General features: G+C 73.7%; 15 protein-coding genes and 1 pseudogene. 12 read left to right on the top strand and 4 right to left on the bottom strand.

Going from position 1 to position 14,016, the window contains the following annotated elements; translation table 11 throughout:
* Window positions 1–46 precede the first annotated feature (46 nt).
* A complete protein-coding gene (locus ACE7GA_RS09695) occupies window positions 47–361 on the top strand; it encodes a hypothetical protein (protein WP_376098879.1) in 315 nt (104 codons plus the stop codon).
* A 97-nt stretch (window positions 362–458) separates the two neighbouring features.
* Here the strand turns inward: ACE7GA_RS09695 and ACE7GA_RS09690 are convergent, their stop codons facing one another.
* The 3 genes from ACE7GA_RS09690 to ACE7GA_RS09680 form a co-directional block, all read right to left on the bottom strand.
* Window positions 459–1,217, bottom strand: coding sequence for an SDR family NAD(P)-dependent oxidoreductase (locus tag ACE7GA_RS09690; RefSeq protein ID WP_376098877.1), 759 nt, complete (start codon window positions 1,215–1,217; stop codon window positions 459–461).
* Between the two features lie 127 nt (window positions 1,218–1,344).
* The gene (locus ACE7GA_RS09685) at window positions 1,345–2,289 is read right to left on the bottom strand and encodes an HWE histidine kinase domain-containing protein (RefSeq protein ID WP_376098875.1); all 945 of its coding nucleotides are present in this window, start codon (window positions 2,287–2,289) and stop codon (window positions 1,345–1,347) included.
* Between the two features lie 228 nt (window positions 2,290–2,517).
* Window positions 2,518–2,934 (bottom strand): hypothetical protein, encoded by a 417-nt coding sequence (locus tag ACE7GA_RS09680; protein WP_376098873.1) that lies wholly within the window; start codon window positions 2,932–2,934, stop codon window positions 2,518–2,520.
* A 169-nt stretch (window positions 2,935–3,103) separates the two neighbouring features.
* On the opposite strand from ACE7GA_RS09680, the gene ACE7GA_RS09675 reads away from it, so the two are divergent.
* From ACE7GA_RS09675 to ACE7GA_RS09625, 11 genes and pseudogenes are all read left to right on the top strand, one after another.
* Window positions 3,104–4,651: a phytoene desaturase family protein gene (locus ACE7GA_RS09675; protein WP_376098871.1), complete on the top strand. Its 1,548-nt coding sequence runs from the start codon at window positions 3,104–3,106 to the stop codon at window positions 4,649–4,651.
* Window positions 4,652–4,676: 25 nt separating this feature from the next.
* Window positions 4,677–6,149 (top strand): annotated as a pseudogene (locus ACE7GA_RS09670) (phytoene desaturase family protein); the annotation flags it as partial.
* Window positions 6,150–6,294: 145 nt separating this feature from the next.
* A complete protein-coding gene (locus ACE7GA_RS09665; protein WP_376098869.1) occupies window positions 6,295–7,101 on the top strand; it encodes a lysophospholipid acyltransferase family protein in 807 nt (268 codons plus the stop codon).
* Between the two features lie 49 nt (window positions 7,102–7,150).
* On the top strand, window positions 7,151–8,200 hold the full coding sequence (locus ACE7GA_RS09660) for a glycosyltransferase (RefSeq protein WP_376098867.1): 1,050 nt from the start codon (window positions 7,151–7,153) through the stop codon (window positions 8,198–8,200).
* Window positions 8,193–9,641, top strand: a complete 1,449-nt coding sequence (locus ACE7GA_RS09655) for a squalene/phytoene synthase family protein (RefSeq protein WP_376098865.1) — start codon at window positions 8,193–8,195, stop codon at window positions 9,639–9,641. Before ACE7GA_RS09660 ends, ACE7GA_RS09655 begins: the two co-directional genes overlap by 8 nt.
* A 2-nt stretch (window positions 9,642–9,643) precedes the next feature.
* Window positions 9,644–9,778, top strand: a complete 135-nt coding sequence (locus ACE7GA_RS09650; RefSeq protein WP_376098863.1) for a hypothetical protein — start codon at window positions 9,644–9,646, stop codon at window positions 9,776–9,778.
* 214 nt (window positions 9,779–9,992) lie between these two features.
* Window positions 9,993–10,559, top strand: coding sequence for a cell division ATP-binding protein FtsE (locus ACE7GA_RS09645; RefSeq protein ID WP_376098861.1), 567 nt, complete (start codon window positions 9,993–9,995; stop codon window positions 10,557–10,559).
* A complete protein-coding gene (locus tag ACE7GA_RS09640) occupies window positions 10,445–10,804 on the top strand; it encodes a hypothetical protein (RefSeq protein ID WP_376098859.1) in 360 nt (119 codons plus the stop codon). The genes ACE7GA_RS09645 and ACE7GA_RS09640 overlap by 115 nt, the downstream gene beginning before the upstream one ends.
* 2 nt (window positions 10,805–10,806) lie before the next feature.
* Window positions 10,807–11,682 carry an FtsX-like permease family protein gene (locus tag ACE7GA_RS09635; RefSeq protein ID WP_376098857.1) on the top strand — a complete coding sequence of 292 codons (876 nt, stop codon included), beginning with the start codon at window positions 10,807–10,809 and terminating at the stop codon, window positions 11,680–11,682.
* Window positions 11,683–11,798: 116 nt separating this feature from the next.
* Complete coding sequence (locus ACE7GA_RS09630; RefSeq protein ID WP_376098855.1) at window positions 11,799–12,428, top strand: YdcF family protein; 630 nt, start codon at window positions 11,799–11,801, stop codon at window positions 12,426–12,428.
* A 62-nt stretch (window positions 12,429–12,490) separates the two neighbouring features.
* Entirely contained in the window at window positions 12,491–13,195 is a 705-nt protein-coding gene (locus tag ACE7GA_RS09625) for a lysophospholipid acyltransferase family protein (protein ID WP_376098853.1), read from the top strand.
* Between the two features lie 4 nt (window positions 13,196–13,199).
* Here ACE7GA_RS09625 and ACE7GA_RS09620 read toward each other — a convergent pair whose 3' ends face one another.
* Window positions 13,200–13,922 (bottom strand): gamma-glutamylcyclotransferase, encoded by a 723-nt coding sequence (locus ACE7GA_RS09620; RefSeq protein WP_376098851.1) that lies wholly within the window; start codon window positions 13,920–13,922, stop codon window positions 13,200–13,202.
* Between the last annotated feature and the right edge of the window lie 94 nt (window positions 13,923–14,016).

Genomic DNA, 14,016 nt, shown 5'->3' with positions numbered 1-14,016 from the left:
CGCTATCGGTAGCGTCATCACGCCAGTGACCCGGAACACGAGGGATATGAACCCCGGCGAGCACCTCATCCCCCCAGACGAGTCCGGGGGCGATCTCCAGACCCGCCTGCACGTCCTCGAGATGACGGTGGCCGCCATCGCCGCGCGCCTGCCGAAGGCGGACCTGCAGGAGGTGGTCGCCCTCCTCGTCTTCGTCGCGAAGGGTGCCGATGCGGCGACGCAGTTGGAACAGCCGCCCGACGATACGGCCCTGCTCGAGGAAGCGGCGAGCCACGCGACCCGCATGCTCGACCGGATCGCGAAGTCCCGCGCCTCCGAACGCGGCTACCCCGTGCCGCTGTCGGAAACGTCGGGGGCCTGACGACCCGGGGCGGTCCTGGCCGCGTCCGGGGCGTTGCTCCCGGTGGCCCCGGAGGAGGGCAACGCCCTCCACCCAGGACAGCCAACGCCGCCCACCCTCAGCCCAGCCCGCCGTTCACGTGCAGCACCTGCCCCGTGACGTACCCCGCGGCCGGCGAGGCGAGGTAGGCCACGGCCTCCGCCACGTCCTCCGGCAGCCCGAGGCGGCCGAGCGGGATGCGCGCCACCACCGCTTCCCACTGCGCGGCGGAGTAGGCGGCGTGGGTGCCCGGGTCCTTCCGGGTGAAGCCCGGCGCGACCGCGTTCACCGTGATCCCATCCGGCGCGGCCTCGATCGAGAGGGCGCGCACCAGCGCCTCGACCCCGGCCTTGGCCGCGGCGCTGGCGGGGAAGGTCGCGACGTCCGTCCGGAACACGTGCGCGACGAAGGAGGAAACCGCGACGATCCGCGGCGCCGGTCGCCCCCGCAGGGCCGGCAGCGCCGCCCGCGCCAGCCGCAGGAACCCCCACAGGATCGGATCGAGCGAGGCGGCCATCCGCGGGTCGTCCAGGTCGCGCGTGGGCGTCTTGTCCGCGAAGCCGGCATTGGCGACGACGACGTCCAGCCCGCCGAACCGCGCCGCAGCCTGCGCGACGAGGGCCGCTGGCAGGGCGGGGTCGGCCATGTCGCCGAGCATCACCACCGCCTCGCCGCCGGCGGCCCGCACCGCCTCGGCGACCCGTCCGGCCCCGTCCTCGTTCTTCCGCGTGTGGACGAGGATCGCGATGCCCGGCCCCGCCAGGCGCCGGCAGCACGCCGCGCCGATTCCGGACGCCGCTCCGGTCACGAGGACCACCCGCCTTCCGTGATCGGTCACGCCGCTTCCTCCCCCGGTCCCGGCCCGCCGCGGACCCGCGGATGCCCGGCCCATGCTGGCCCCCTGCCGTTCCAGCCGATACGGCCCGCCCCGAACCCCGGCCGATGCCGTCCCCGCCCGGCCGGCGTCACGCCGCCGACCGGTCCCGATCCGGCGACGGGATGGCCTCGGCCGAGAGGACGCGATCGGCCGGCAGCCCGATCTCCACGACCAGCCCGGAGGCTTCCCAGTGCCGGGCGATGCTGCCGCCCAGTTGGCGCCGGATGGTGCTGTCCACCATGCGCACGCCGAAGCCCTGCCGCGGCGGGGGGCCGCTGATCGCGGGCCCCGCCTCCTCCGCCCAGCGCAGCCGCAGCGTGCCGGCCTCGGCCCGCCAGGCCAGGCGGACGCGCCCCTCCGGGCGGGACAGGGCGCCGGCCTTGGCCGCATTCGTCGCGAGCTCGTGCAGCACCATCCCGATCGGCTGCACGGCCAGCGCGGAGAGCGGCAACGCCTCACCCTCCGCAATCAGGGCTCCCCGGGGGAAGGCCGCGAACTCCCGCTCGACGACCGCGCGCAGGTCCGCGCCCTGCCACCCGCCCTCGGCCAGCAGGTCGTGCGCGCGGGCCAGGGCGGCGACCCGGTCCACTACGGCCCGCGTGTAGTCCTTCGGGTCGTCCGCCCGGGTCAGGTGCAGGATCGTGTTCACGACGGCCAGCACGTTCTTCGCGCGGTGGTCCACCTCCCGCGCGATCAGAAGGCGGCGTTCCTCGGCGCGCCGGCGGTCGTCCACGTCCTCCAGCACGCCGACCCATTCGGGGCGCTGGTCCGCCGCGGCGGGGTCCACCGGGGGCACCGGCACGCCGCGGGCGCGGCACCAGCGCCAGGAGCCGCCCGCCGTGCGGACCCGGTGCTCCACGTCCACCGGCGCCGCTTCCTCGAGTGCGAGGGACCAGACGTCACGGAGTTGCGGCAGGTCCTCCGGGTGCACCATGGCGTACCAACCGCGGTCGAGGGCCTTCTCCATCGGCTGGCCGGTGAAGGCGGACCAGCCCTGGGCGTCGCGGAGCCCCCGTCGGGCGCAACCCGCCACAGGACGATGGCCCAGGCTTCGGCGAGGGCACGGTTCCGCTGGGCGGCGGCGGCCTCTTCCAGCGCGGCCCGGCGTGCCGCGGCTTCCCGTTCCTCGGCGAGGCGCCGCGCCTCCCGCTCCTCCCGCCCGACCTGACGGTCCCAGATCCGAAGCAGGGCGAAGGTCGCGAGGCCCGCCGCCGCGGAGATCCCGCCGACCCAGAACGCGTAGTCGCGAATCAAGGCCGCGTCATGCGGGCTGCATCAGCAACCGCCCGGCAAGCGCCGCGATTCGGCGCCCATGCCGCACCAGCCCGATCGCCGTGCCGAGGGAGGCGATCATCGTGACGATACAGACACCGGCGTCCAGCCAATAGGCCCAACCCCCGACGAAGAGGGTCATCACCTTCGTGATGTGGGACGTCCCGCAGGCCAGGATGAAGATGACGAACATGACCCCGACGGAGCGGAAGGGCAGGGCCTCCGCGTGCCGCAGGAAGCGCCAGAGGGCGAAGGGGATGGCGAAATAGGCCAGGGCCACGCCGAGGTTCGCGAGCACCGTCGTCGCGATGATCGCGGGGTCCTGGAGCAGGCAGACCGCGTGCGGGGCGTAACCTCCCCAGTTCTGGACGAGGTCGTAGGTCAGGTCGGCAACGGTCTGCAGCATTCCTGGGACGTCCGGTCGAATTCGGTGGACGAGGGGGGGAACTTCATACCCGAAACAGGGCCGCCGCGTCTTGCCCTTGCACCTGTCCTTCGTGAACAAACCTTGGCAGAGACACGTCCACCCTGGTCACCTCACCCCTGCCCCGCCGTTCGGAGCCTTCCCCCGCCCGATGAATGCGCTTCCCCAGCCTGCGTACCGCCCGGACCGGCCCCATGCCGTGGTGATCGGGGCCGGCCCCGGAGGGCTGGCGGCGGCCATGCTCCTCTCCGCCCGCGGCCTGAGAGTTACGGTGCTGGAGCGTGACCCCGTGGTCGGCGGCCGCACCCGGACGATCGCGGCGCCTGGCGGCTACCGCTTCGACCTCGGGCCGACCTTCTTCCTCTATCCCCGCATCCTGTCGGAGATCTTCCGCGAATGCGGCGCGGAGCTGGAGCGGGAGGTCGAGATGATGCGCCTCGACCCGCAGTACCGGCTGATCTTCGAGGGGAAGGGGAGCAACACCACGCTCGACGCCACCCCCGACCTGGCGCGGATGGAGGAGCAGGTCGCCCGCCTCGACCCGCGCGACGCGGCGGGGGTCCGGCCCTTCATGGAGGAGAACCGCCGGAAGCTCACGGCCTTCCGCCCCGTGCTGGAGCGCGCCTTCACCCGCGCGACCGACGTCATGGCGGCGGACATGCTGCGGGCCCTGCCGCTGATGCGGCCCGGCAAGTCGGTGGACGGCGACCTGCGCCGGCACTTCCGCGACCCCCGGACGCGCCTCGCCTTCTCCTTCCAGACGAAGTACCTCGGGATGAGCCCGTTCCGGTGCCCCTCCCTCTTCACCATCCTCTCCTTCCTCGAATACGAGCACGGCGTGTTCCACGTGCGCGGCGGCATCGGCCGGGTGAGCGAGGCGATGGCGCGCGTGGCGGAGCAGGTGGGCGCCGACATCCGGCTGGGCACGCCGGTCGAACGAGTGGTCTTCGACGGCAAGCGCGCGACGGGCGTCGTCGCGGGCGGGCGGCACATCGCGGCGGACGCCGTGGTCATGAACGCCGACTTCGCCCACGCTATGCCGCAGCTGGTACCCGAATCCGTGCGCGCCCGATGGAATGATGGGCGGATCGCGAAGGCGCGCTATTCCTGCTCGACCTTCATGCTCTACCTCGGCGTGGAGGGGACCTTCCCCGGCCTCGCCCACCACTCGATCCTGCTGAGCCAGGAGTACCAGAAGAACATCCGGGACATCGAGGCGGGGATCGTGCCCGAAATCCCCTCCCTCTACGTCCAGCACGCCGCGGCGTCCGACCCGAGCATGGCGCCGCCGGGGCATTCCGCGCTCTACGTCCTCGTACCCGTGCCGAACATGCTGCACGGGCAGGAATGGTCGGAGGCCGACACGGCGGCCTATCGCCGCACGGCGCTCGACCGCATCCGCACCCTCGGCATCACCGACATCGAGGACCGTATCCGCTACGAGAAGATCGTGACGCCCCGCGACTGGCGCGACGAGTTCGCGATCGGCTTCGGCGCGACCTTCAACCTGGCGCACGACCTGCGGCAGATGCTGTTCTTCCGGCCGGGCAACCGCTTCAACGGCACCGAGGGGCTGTACCTCGTCGGCGGCGGGACGCATCCCGGCTCCGGCCTGCCGGTCATCTATGAGGGGGCGCGGATCAGCGCCGGCCTCCTCCTCCGCGACCTCGGCCTCGCGCCCGTGCCCACTCGAATCTAGCGCGACCCGCATCTAGGATTACCCCATGGCGAAGATCGCAGTCATCGGCGGCGGATTGGGCGGCCTCGCAGCCGCCTGCGTGGCGCAGGCCCGCGGGCACGAGGTCACGCTGTTCGACAAGAACCCCTGGCTCGGCGGCAAGGCGGCGGTCCTGAACCTGCCCGACCCCACCCGCCCCGGATCGAACCAGGGCTTCCGCTTCGACATGGGCCCGACGATCCTGACCGTGCCCCGCGTGCTTCGCCGCATCTTCGCGGAAGCGGGCCGGACGCTGCAGCAGGACCTGCCGCTGATCCGCCTGGACCCGCAATGGCGCTGCTTCTTCGAGGACGGCACGCGCATCGACCTGCGCGAGGACGTGCAGGCGATGGCGCGCGACATGGACGCCTTCGCCTCGGGCAAGGGTATGGGGGAAGGCTACAAGCGCTTCCAGGCCGTGTCCGAGAACCTGCACCGCATCAGCGAGGGCTTCTTCTTCTGGCGCCCGGTCGAGGGCATCTCCGACACGCTCGACTTCCGCGCCAATCTGAATCCCGACACGCTGCGGGACGTGATGGCGCTGCGCATGGGCCAGACGGTGGCGCAGGTCATCCGCGGGCACGTGCCGGATGCGCGGCTCGCGCAGATGCTGGACCACTACACCCAGTACGTGGGGTCCTCGCCCTACCTTGCCCCCGCGGTGATCGCGGGCATCGGGGACATGCAGGCGCATGAGGGGATCTGGTATCCCGTCGGCGGCACGCGCGCCGTCGCGGAGGGGTTGGCGAACCTCGCCGCCAACCTCGGCGCCGACCTGCGCCCCGGCACGGAAATCACCGGCCTCGACCTGCGCCAGGACGCGGGCGGGCAGCGCGTGGCCGGCGTCGTCGCGAACGGGGAGACGATCGCCTTCGACGCCGTCATCTCCAACATGGACGCCGTCCGCACCTACAAGGAACTGGTCGGCGGCAAGCCGGCGCGGAAGGTGGAACGCAAGGGCTTCCAGCCCGCCTGCTCCGGCGTCGTCCTCTACCTCGGACTCAACCGCCGCTACGACCACCTGGCGCATCACTGCTTCGTCTTCTCCCGCGACGCGGAGGAGGAATTCGACGCTATCTACAAGCGCGGCGTTCCCGCGCCCGATCCCACGGCCTACCTCGCCGCGCCCTCCGCGACGGATTCGACCGTGGCGCCGGAGGGTGGGGAGGCGCTCTACGTGCTGGTGCACACGCCGCACCTGCGACCGGGACAGGACTGGTCGACGATGCTGCCGCAGTACCGGCAGACCATCCTCGACAAGCTCAAGCGCACCGCGGGGATGGAGGATATCGAGGACCGCATCGTCGTGGAGCAGGCCCTGACGCCGCAGGATATCCACGAGCGCTACAAGGTGCTTGAAGGCGCGATCTACGGCCTCGCCTCGCACGGCCGGTTCACCGGCGCCTTCAAGCCGGGCAACCGGTCGAAGGAGGTGCGCGGCCTCTACCTCGCCGGCGGCGCGGCGCATCCGGGGCCCGGCATGCCGATGGTCATGATGTCCGGCTGGATCGCGGCCGACGCGCTGGACCGCGACCTCGGCGGGCGCGGCATGTCCGATGCGGCGCGGGTGGCCGGCACGCGGGACCGGCTGCTCCCCCCATTCCCCAAGCGGCGGAGTAACGGGCGTGGCGGACGCGGCGCCCGCCTCCCCCGTCGCGCTCCGCAGCGCGCGCCACTACGGGTTCTTCCACGTGGTGTTCTCGCGCTTCTTCGGGCGGCACATGGGCGCGCTGCGCATCCCGCCCTGGGGATTGCCGCAGGATCCGCCGGCGGGGACCCCGCTGATCGTACTCGCGAATCACCCGTCCTGGTGGGACGGCGTCGCCTTCATGCTGCTCTCCGCACGGCTCTTTCCCCGCCGCGAGATCTACATCCCCATGGATGCCGCAGCCCTCGGCAAGTACCGCTTCATGCGCCGCATCGGCTGCTTCGGGATCGAGCCGGGGCCGCGCGGCGCCGTCGCCTTCCTCCGCACGGCGAAGGAAGTGCTGGCCGCGCCCCGCGCGATGCTCTGGATGAACGCGCCGGGCCGCTTCCAGGACGTGCGCGACCGCCCCGTCTTCCTCGCCCCCGGCGTGACGCGCCTGACGGAGATGGCGCCCGATGCGGTCGTCGTCCCGCTCGCGCTGGACTACGTCTTCTGGACCGAACGCCGCCCCGACATGCTCGCGGCCTTCGGGGAGCCGCTGCATGCCGCCGACCTCAACGCGCTGGACCGCGAGGCGCGGGAGGAGGCGATCCGCGCTGCGCTCACCGCCACGATGGACCGGCTGGCGGAGGAGGCGATGACCCGCGACCCCGCCCGCTTCACCGTCGTCGCGGAGGGCGCCGAGGGCATGGGTGGCATCTACGAGGCCTGGCGCCGGACCCTCGCCGCCATCCGCGGCCGGCGCTTCGACCCGCGGCACGCGACGCCCCCGTCCACGCCATGATGCCGGATCTCGTCCCATCGCGCTGGAACTCGCGGCCATCCCGGCGGGGATGACGGCGCTGAACCTGCTGCTCCTGCCGCACGCGAAGGGCGTAGCCGCGACGGACACGCTGGTGTCCATCCTCATCCCCGCGCGGGACGAGGCGGAGAACATCGGCACCTGCCTCGACGCGGCGCTGGCCAGCACCGGCGTCGCGATCGAGGTCGTCGTCATGGATGACGGATCCCGCGACGGCACGGCGGAGATCGTCGCGGCCCGCGCCGCCGCCGACCCGCGCCTGCGGCTGGAACGCGCGCCGGCGCTGCCGCTCGGCTGGACGGGAAAGGTCCATGCCTGCCAGCGCCTCGCCGATGCCGCGCGCGGGACGCACCTGCTCTTCATCGACGCCGATGTCCGCCTGCAGCGGGATGCCGCCGCGCGCATGGCCGGCCATGCCGCGCGCACCGGCATCGCGCTCGTCAGCGGAGTCCCCCGCCAGGACATCGAGACGATCGGTGAGGCGCTGACCGTGCCCGCGATCAACCTGATGATGATGGGCTACCTGCCCGGCGCAGGCCGCGCCTTCACGCGGCACAAGGCGCTCGCCGCGGCGTGCGGACAACTGATCCTCGTCGAGCGCGGCGCCTACGACGCCGTGGGCGGCCACGCGACGTTCCGCGACAAGCTGCACGACGGCCTCTGCCTCGCCCGCAACCTCCGCGCCGCGGGGCACCAAACGGAAATCGTGGATGGCGCGGAGCTCGCGACCTGCCGCATGTACAAGTCCTTCGGCGAGGCCTGGCGCGGCTTCCTGAAGAACGCGCGGGAAGGCATGGCGACCCCCATCGGCCTGCCGATCTGGACCGTCCTGCTGTTCGGCGGCCACGTGCTGCCCTGGCTGCTGCTGCCCTCCGCGCAGGCCGCGCTTGCCCTGACGCTCACCTACATCATGCGTGCCGCCATAACGGTCCGCGCACGGGAACCCGCCTGGACCATCCCGCTGCATCCCGCGATCGTCCTCATGGCGCTGGCGATCCAGTGGACCGCGATGATCCGCGGCCTGCTCGGCCGCCCCGCGGGCTGGAAGGGGCGTGCCTACGGAGCGGCGCCCGGTGCTTGACACGAGCGTGCCTGAGGGAACGGCTGCCGTCGCGCTGCCCGCCACGCGCGGCCCGGACAGCGAGAATTTCCCCGTCGCCTCGCTGTTCCTGGCACCCGCCGTGCGCGCGCAGGTCCTGGCCTTCTACCGCATCGTCCGCACCGCCGACGACATCGCCGACAGCCCCGACCTGACGCCCGAGGAAAAACTACGGCGCCTGGACGTCGTGGATGCCGGCATTCCCGACGACATGCCGGAGGCGCGGGCGATGCTCACCGCCTTCCGCCGCGACTCCGTGAACCAGCGCTGCGCCGACTGGGCCGCGCTGGAGGATTACTGCCGCTACTCCGCCGAGCCCGTCGGCCGCTTCCTGCTGCGGGCCCACGGCGAGGCGCAGGGCCATGCCGAAGCCGACGCCCTCTGCACCGCGCTCCAGATCCTCAACCACGTCCAGGACATGGGCGTGGACCGCGACGAGATCGGCCGCATCTACATCCCCGAATCCTGGATGACGGAGGCGGGCGGCGAAGGCGCCGTCTTCACCGACCCCGCCGCGCGTCGCCCGCTGCTGGACGCGATGCTCGACCGCACCGAGGCGTTGCTGGAACGCGCCGCACGGCTGCCGCGCGTGCTCTCCTCCACGCGTCTCGCCCTGCAATCCGCCGTCACGCTGGGCTGCGCCTGGCGGTTGCTGGCGCGTCTCCGCGCCGCAGACCCGATGGCCGGCCGCGTCGCGCTGACGAAGACCGAATTCGCCGCCGCGCTGCTCGAATCCCCGCGCCGCGGCCTGTCCGACGACGCCGTCGTCCGCGCCCGCGTCACGCGCGCCGGTTCCTCCTTTGCCCGCGGCATGGCCGTGCTGAAGGGCGACCGGCGCCGCGCCCTCTATGCCGTCTACGCCTTCTGCCGCGCGGTAGACGACATCGCCGACGGCGCGATGCCCGTTGCGGAGAAACGCCGTTTCCTCGCCGCATGGCGCGCCAAACTCGATGCCCCGGACTGTGCCCTCTCCCGCGAACTCGCGATCGCCGCGGACCGCTTCGCCCTGCCGCGCGAGGAACTGGAGGCGATGATCGCGGGAATGGAGACGGACTCCACCCCCCGCGTCCGCATCGCGGATGATGGCGGCCTCGACCTCTATTGCCGCCGCGTGGCCGGCTCCGTCGGCGCGCTCGCCGTCCGCATCTTCGGCGCGCCGGAGGCGCACGAGTTCGGTCTCGCCCTTGGCCGCACCTTCCAGCTGGTGAACGTCCTCCGCGACCTGGACGAGGATGCGGAACGCGACCGCGTCTACGTCCCCCTCTCGCTCCTCGGCGAAGACGCGCCCGCCGCCGACCTCCTCCGCCGCCCTGCGCTTGCAACGGCCTGCACCACGCTTCTCCGCCGCGCCGAGGACGGCTTCGCCGAGGCCGACCGGACCCTCGCCACGCTGGACCGTCGAAACTGCGCCCGGCCATCGTGATGATGTGGGGCTACCGCCGTCTCCTCGCGCGCCTCGCCGCCCGCGGCTTTGCGGCGCCGCGTATCAGGCCGCGCCTGTCCGGCGGGGAACGGGTCCGGATGGCCCTCCTGGCCCTGGCCCCGGCACGGGTGGGCTGACACCCGCTCGGGTGCTGCGCAGGCTGTCCCGGGAGGAAGGCGTTGCCCTCCTCCCGGACCCACCCCTCAGCCGCGGGCGTCGGCGGAGTGGGGTCAGGGGCCGAGCCCCCTGGCGGATGGAGGTCCGGAGGGAGGCAGCGCCTTCCAGGGCCACCGAGAGCAACACCCGGCCCCGGCCTACCCCCCGCCCGCCCGCCATGGCACACCGCGCGGTATGGTGCGGTTTTCCCGCGTCTCGCTGCGATACCCAAACCCGCTCCGCGGCGATTCCGGCGCGGAGACGCTGCGCGACCTCTCCTTCACCCTCCCGCAGGGCTCCTTCACCTGGCTCACCGGTCCGTCGGGCGCGGGGAAGACCTCGCTCCTCCGGCTGATGCAACTGGCGCTGCGCCCGACCTCGGGCGAGGTCGAGGTCCTCGGGACGCCCGTCGCCCGCGCGCCCCGCGGCGCGCTGCCGGCGCTGCGCCGGCGGATCGGGGCGGTGTTCCAGGAATTTCGCCTCCTCCCCTACCTCACCGCCTTCGACAACGTGGCCCTGCCGCTGCGCCTCGCGGGCCGGACCGAGTCATCGCTGCGACCGGACGTGACCGAGATCCTCCGCTGGGTCGGGCTGTCGGAGAAGGCGGGCGCACTCCCCCCCAACTCTCGGGCGGGGAGCAGCAGCGCGTGGCCCTGGCCCGCGCCGTCGTCACCCGCCCCGCCCTGCTCGTCGCCGACGAACCCACGGGCAACCTGGACCCCGACCAGGCGCGCCGCGTCCTGGCGCTGCTCGCCGAGATGAACCGCCTCGGCACCACCGTCGTCGTCGCGACCCACGCGCAGGACCTGATGGCCGCGCATCCCGGGGAGGTCATGGCGATCGACGCCGGCCGCATCGTCGCCCATATCCCCTGGCCCTGGACCAGCGGGCCCGAGCCGGCGCCGGCGGAACCGCCGGCCCCCATCCCTGCGCCGCCGCCCCACCAGCGCCCGCGTGACATCTGGACCACCCGCGACCCCACCGCGCGGGGCGAGGCGGAGGCCTGACGGTGGCACGACGCCTCTCCCGCGACCCGCTCGGCCTGCGCCGCGCCCTCTCGGACCGGCTGCTGCCCGGCCTGGTCGCCGCGATGGCGCTTCTCGCTGCCCTCGCCCTGACCGGGGCGGGCGGCGCGGCCGCACTCGCCGACCGCTGGCAGGCCGGCGCCGCCGCGGCCGTGACGGTGCAGGTCCCCGACCCCTCCCCGGCGCGCTTGGCCGCAAGCCTTGCCCTCCTCCGCGACGACCCCGCCGTCGCCGCCGCCACGCCGGTGGACGCCGCCCGCGTCGCCGAACTCCTCCGCCCCTGGCTCGGCGACGCGCCGGGCATCGCCCTGCCCGGCGTGATCGAACTGCGCCTGCGCGCCGCTGCCCCGCCGCTGGACGACCTCGCCGCCCGCCTCGGCGAGGCGGTGCCGGGCGCGGAACTCGAGGCGCACGGCCTCTGGGTCGCGCGCCTCGCGGCGCTTGCGCGCTCGGTGCAGGGGGTCGCGATCGCGGTCCTCGCCCTCGTCGCGGCGGTCGCGGTCGCGGTCGTCGCGGTCGCGACCCGCTCCGGCCTCGCGGCGCGGCGGGACGCGCTGGCAGTGCTGCATGACCTCGGCGCCACGGATCGCGACATCGCCGGCCGCTTCGCGCGGCGCGTGGGGCTGCTGGCGGGGTCCGGCGCGCTGCTCGGGGCGGTCCTCGCCGTCCCCGCCCTCGCCGCCCTGGCCGGCATCGCCGCGCCCTTCACGGGGGCGGACCCCGATGCCGCCACCACCGGCGCGGCGCTGCGCGACCTGCCCTGGGCGCCCCTCCTCGCCCTGCCGCCCGCCGCGGCGGCGGCGATCGGCTGGGCGACGGCGCAGGCGACGGTCCGCCGCTGGCTGCGGCGCCTGCCGTGACCGCGCCCGAAGACCCGGGGCCACGCGCCGCGCGCCGCCCGTCCGCCGCCCCGCCGGGCGGCGCATCCCCCACGAGAAAGCCTCTCGCCGCCCTTGTTCGCGGTGACCTCCCGAAGGTGCTGCGCCGGGCCCTCGGCCTGGGCGCGGCCGTCGGCGCCGCCGCCGCGCTCGCGACGGGTCTCGGCCTCCTCCTCTTCGCGATCCGCGTCGCGGAGCCCGGACCGCCCGCCCCGCCCGGGCCCGGCATCGCCGTCCTCACCGGCGGGCCGGAGCGGGTGGAGCGCGGCCTCGCCCTGCTCGCCGAACGTCCCGATGCCCGCCTCCTCATCTCCGGAGTCGGGCACGCGGTCGTCCCGGCCGACCTGGGCGCGACCGGCGCCCGCATCACCCTCGGCCACACCGCCACAAGCACCCGCGGCAACGCGCGGGAGGTCGCGGCCTGGGCCCGCGACACCGGCCTGCGCCAGATCACCATCGTTACCGCCGGCTTCCACATGCCCCGCGCGCTGCTGGAACTGCGCCGGGCCCTGCCGGACGCCGCCTTCCAACCCCACCCCGTCCCGCCCTACCTGCCCCGCCCGACGCCGCTGCTGCGGGAATACGGGAAGCTCGTGGGCGCGGCGCTCGGCCTCTCCGCCCTCGTGGACCGCCCGCGCGGGGTGGAGGCGCCGGCCGCCCTCCGCCCCGCTCCGCAGGCCGCCCAGGACGGATCGGCGGGACCACCCAACCCGGAGCCTTCCCCCTGACGCTGCTGCGATCCGCCCTGTTCAACGTCCTGATCTTCACCCTGACGCCGGCGACGCTCCTGGTGGGCCTGCCGCTCCTGCTCGCGCGGCCCGAGACGCTCCTCACCTACATCCGGGGCTGGTCGCGGCTGACCCTGTGGCTGCTGCGGGTGATCTGCGGCGTCCGCTGGCGGATGACCGGCCTCGAGAACCTGCCGCCCTCGGGCCCCGCGCTGCTCGCGGCGCAGCACCAGTCGGCCTTCGACACGGTGATCTGGAACGCCGTCCTCCCCCGCACCGTCTACGTCATGAAGGTCGAGCTGCTGCGCATCCCCATCTGGAGCGCGATGGCGAAGCACGTCGGCTCCATTTTCGTGGACCGCGCCGCTGGCGGCGCCGCGCTGCGCGACCTCGTCCGCGCCGCGAAGGCCGCGGCCGCCGCGGGCCGGCAGATCGTCATCTTCCCCGAGGGCACGCGGACCGAGTTCGGGGAACGCCGCCCCTGGCAGCCGGGCGTCGCCGCGATCGTCTCGGCGACCGGACTGCCACTGATCCCCGTCGCCACGGATTCCGGCCGGTTCTGGGGCCGCCGCGCCTTCCGCAAGCGTCCGGGCACCATCACCGTCGCGATCCTGCCGCCCCTGTCGCCCGACCTGCCCCGCGCGGAACTCCTCCACCGCGCCCAGGCGGCGGTCGCGGAGGCCATCCCGGCCCCTGTGGACAAGGCGGTGGAAAGGGCGGCGGAGCCGGCTCCCAGGGCGCCCGAAGAGTCCCGCCCAAGCCTCTAACGAATCAGGGTTTTTCCACCGGCTCACCAGCCTGTGGGTAAAAATCCGTGTTGCCGATCAATGACTTGAATCCCGACCGGGGGCCCGCAGGCCCCTCCTGTGGATATCCTGTGGAAACCTCGGACGATTCACCCGCCGGACCGGCCGATCCTGTGGATGAATCCGGGGATGAAGCGGCGAGGAGCGCCGCGATCCGCTCCAGCCCCGCATCCCGCACGCCGAGTTCCCGGAGGTGCGAGACGGTGTTCAGGAGGTAGTCCCGGTTCGCGCCCATCACCCCGGCACCGCGGGCGATGACCGCCGCGGCGGCATCGGGCGCCAGATCCGCGCAATACTGCCCGGCCCGCCGGTCCGCGACGAAGGCGACGGCCCGCCGCGCTTCCCCCGTGTCCAGCAGCCGCACGGGGAGCAGGCGGCGGTGATAGACGCCGCCCGACATCTCCCGCTCGTCGAGATAGGCCAGGACCTCCGCCGCGCGGTCCGGGGCCACGCGGAACACGACCCCCCGGCAGGCCCCGCCCCTGTCCAGCCCGAGGACCAGACCCGGCGCCTCCGGCGTGCCGCGGTAGCTGTGCGACCAGATGCAGAAGCGCCGGTGGTAGCCCCGCAGCAGCGCCGGATGCGCCGACACGTGCGGGAAGCCCGGCTTCCAGATGAGGGAGCCGTAGGCGAAGACATGGAGGTGCCCGTCGGGATCGAGGGCCTCGGGAACGGAATCGGCGGTCATGCGATGGGCCGGTGGCGTGCGCCGTCCCTACGCCCCGCCGCGCGCCCCGCCAATCAGGGGGAACGCGGCCCCGTGCCCGCTTTCAGCCGCGAAG

The sequence above is a fragment of the Roseomonas sp. CCTCC AB2023176 genome (assembly GCF_042259275.1).
GTDB lineage: Bacteria > Pseudomonadota > Alphaproteobacteria > Acetobacterales > Acetobacteraceae > Roseomonas.
The sequence above is the reverse complement of the archived record's forward strand: the minus strand, read 5'-3'. Positions and strand labels throughout refer to the sequence as shown.